Genomic DNA, 3,144 nt, shown 5'->3' on the forward strand with positions numbered 1-3,144 from the left:
CTCGGCCTTCTCGACGAGGCGGTCGCCCTGGCCGGCGAGGAACTTCGCGCGCACCTTGGTGCCGTCGTCGAGGGTCGCCTGGATCTCCTGGTCACCCTCGACGAAGGTCATCTCCGAGATCGTGCCGTCGTCGAGGTAGCCGACCATGGTGGCCGTGCGGACCTCCTTGAAGCCGTCGGCCCGCCCGGAGAACTGGAGGGTGACGACGACGAGGACGAGGATGAGGACGATCCAGACCCAGGGACCGCGGAACAGGCGCTTGGCGTTCATGGACACGGGCCGGCGGGGCCCACTCCTCCTCGTGTGCTCGGTCGGCGGCCCTCGCCGCCGACACAGGAACCGTACACGTCAGGACGAAGTCCGACCTGCCGATCCCGTACTGGCAGAACGCTCACGCGAACCGTGACGTTCCCGCTGGATCGGGACGTGCTCTCAGGAGTACACGTGGGGCGCCAGCGTCCCGATGCTGCGCAGGTTGCGGTACTGCTCGGAGTAGTCCAGGCCGTAGCCCACGACGAACGCGTTGGGGATGTCGAAGCCGACGTACTTCACGTCGACGTCCATCTGCAGCGCGTCGGGCTTGCGCAGGAGCGTGGCGATCTCGACCGAGGCCGGACCGCGGGAACGCAGGTTGGTCACGAGCCACGACAGCGTCAGGCCGGTGTCGATGATGTCCTCGACGATGAGGACGTCACGGCCCGAGATGTCGGTGTCGAGGTCCTTGAGGATGCGGACCACGCCGGACGACGTGGTGCCGGAGCCGTAGGACGAGACCGCCATCCAGTCCATCTCGACGTGGCGGTCGAAGCTGCGCGCGAGGTCGGCCATCACCATGACGGCGCCCTTGAGCACGCCGACCAGGAGCAGGTCGCGACCGGCGTAGTCCGTCTCGACCTGGCGCGCGATCTCGCGCAGCCGCGCGACGATCTGCTCCTCGGTGAACAGGGTCTGGTCGAGGTCGAGGTCGGACTCGACGTGCTGGATGTCCACGGACTCAGCCTGCCACAGCACCCCTCGGCACGGACGAGGACCGCCCCGATCGGATCAGGGACCGCCGCCGATCCGGTGGAGCCGGCCTGCCGTCCGCGTCAGCGCGACGTGACCGGGCAGCTCGACCCGGTCCTGGCCGTGCCAGTCGGTGACGAGACGGTCGAGCGCGGCGAGGTGGACCGAACCGAGCTCCCCTGGGACGGCGCCGGCCTCGAGCGCGAGTCGGCGGAGCACCCGGGACCGCAGCGCAGGCGGGAGAGCCACGAGCGTCGCGACGTCGGCGGCGTCCTCGACCTGGCCCGCCAGCTCGTCGAGCAGCGTCGTGTCGTGACGCAGCTGGTCGGCGGTGCGGGCGAGCGCCTCCGGCACCCCCGAGCCCAGCACGTCGTCGAGCAGGGGGAGCACCTCGTGCCGCAGCCTGGCACGACGGTAGGCGGGGTCGGCGTTGTGCGGGTCGGTCCACCAGACCAGGTCGTGGGCGCGGCACACCGCCTCGGTGTCGGACCGGCGCAGACCGAGGAACGGCCGACGCCAGCGCCCGTCGCGCGCTGCCATGCCGGCGAGCGAGCGCGGCCCCGAGCCCCGGCCCAGTCCGAGCAGCACGGTCTCGGCCTGGTCGTCCAGGGTGTGCGCCAGCAGCACCACGCCTTCGCCACCCGCGGCCTCGAGCAGGGCCGCCCGGCGTGCCGCACGCGCTGCGGCCTCGGGCCCGCCGACGGTCCCCACCTGCACACGGACCGCGCCGCCGGGCAGGCCGAGCGAGCGCACCTGCTCGACCGCGCGGGCCGCCACCGCGTCCGACCCGTCCTGGAGACCGTGGTCGACCACCACGACGCGCGCGCTTCGGTCGTCACGGTCGGCCACGAACGCGGCGCAGACCGCCAGCGCGAGCGAGTCGGCCCCGCCGGAGACGCCGAGCACCACCGGTGCGTCCGGTGCGACGTCGGCGAGGGCGTCGCGCACGCCCGCTCGACCACGCGCTTCCGCGTCGAGCAGCCTCACGCCGCGGCTCCCGGCCCGTCGCTCAGCCGTGCACCCGCGCCACCCAGGCGGCGGGGTCGAGGATCTCGGCCCGGTCGGGCAGGTTCTCCGGCCGTTCCCACACCGCGTTGAAGCCCGACAGCCCGACCTTCTCGTTGACCTCGCGGACGAACACGGCGCCGTCGCGGTACTGGCGCATCTTGGACTCCAGGCCCAGCAGACGCCGCAGCACCCGGTCGAGCCCGCCGCCGCCCTGCCGTCGCTGGTCGAACCGCTTGCGGATCGTGGCCACCGACGGGATCACGTCGGGCCCCACGCCGTCCATGACGACGTCGGCGTGGCCCTCGAGCAGCGACATGACGCCGGTGATCCGGTCGACGACGGCCTTCTGCCGCTCGTTCTGGAACAGCTCGGCGAGAGAGGCGTCGGAGGTGCCCCGCAGGACCTTGACCAGCTCGCCCACGCCCTCGGTGAGGAAGCGCTGCACGGCCTCGGAGTCGAGGTCCGTGGCGGCGGTCAGCTCGTCGATCAGGCCGCGGAGGTGGTCGCGCATCCACGGCACGGCCGTGAACTGCACCCGGTGGGTCTCCTCGTGCAGGCACACCCACAGCCGGAAGTCGTGCGGATCGACGTCGAGCGAGCGCTCCACGTGGACGATGTTTGGCGCGACGAGCAGCAGCCGGCCGCCCTCGCCGCGCGGCCCGGTCCAGAACGGGTCGAACTGGCCCAGCACCTTGCCCGACAGCAGTGCCACCAGTCCGCCGATCTCGGCACCGCTCACCCGGCTGCCGACGGCGTGGGCCAGACCGCTGCGCGGCCGCCCCGCCTCGATGCGGGCCACGACCGGGTCCATGAGCACCTCGAAGGTGCCGAGGTTCGCCTCGATCCATCGAGGCCGGTCGACCACGAGCACCGGCGCCTGCGCCTGGACGGTGTCGGGTGCGTGGAGGTCGGAGAACTCGCGGACCGGGCCGGTGGACCGGGCCGCCGCCTCCCGCAGCTCGCCGACGACGTCGTCGGCCTCCGCCGGCGACAGGTCGGGCCCCGGACGTGACAGCTTCGTCGCCGTGCCCTGCGCGACGCCCCAGTCGATCATGCCGCTCCGCTCGTCAGGAGAGGCGAAGAGTACGAGCCGCGCGGCATGAGATTTCGATGATTCACTCGCTGGCGCTC

Annotated in this window: 4 protein-coding genes; all 4 read right to left on the minus strand. The window is 72.4% G+C overall.

Features of this window, described 5'->3' with window-relative positions:
* A partial coding sequence (locus ASF38_RS18615; RefSeq protein ID WP_235497352.1) for an ATP-dependent metallopeptidase FtsH/Yme1/Tma family protein occupies positions 1-270 on the minus strand: 270 nt, incomplete at its 3' end.
* Positions 271-432: 162 nt separating this feature from the next.
* Entirely contained in the window at positions 433-984 is a 552-nt protein-coding gene (gene hpt / locus ASF38_RS02430) for a hypoxanthine phosphoribosyltransferase (protein ID WP_369797005.1), read from the minus strand.
* A gap of 60 nt (positions 985-1,044) precedes the next feature.
* Positions 1,045-1,992, minus strand: coding sequence for a tRNA lysidine(34) synthetase TilS (tilS, locus tag ASF38_RS02435; RefSeq protein WP_056556079.1), 948 nt, complete (start codon positions 1,990-1,992; stop codon positions 1,045-1,047).
* A gap of 22 nt (positions 1,993-2,014) precedes the next feature.
* Entirely contained in the window at positions 2,015-3,067 is a 1,053-nt protein-coding gene (locus ASF38_RS02440) for a zinc-dependent metalloprotease (RefSeq protein WP_055963847.1), read from the minus strand.
* Between the last annotated feature and the right edge of the window lie 77 nt (positions 3,068-3,144).

The organism is Aeromicrobium sp. Leaf272 (assembly GCF_001422865.1).
Classification (GTDB): domain Bacteria; phylum Actinomycetota; class Actinomycetes; order Propionibacteriales; family Nocardioidaceae; genus Aeromicrobium.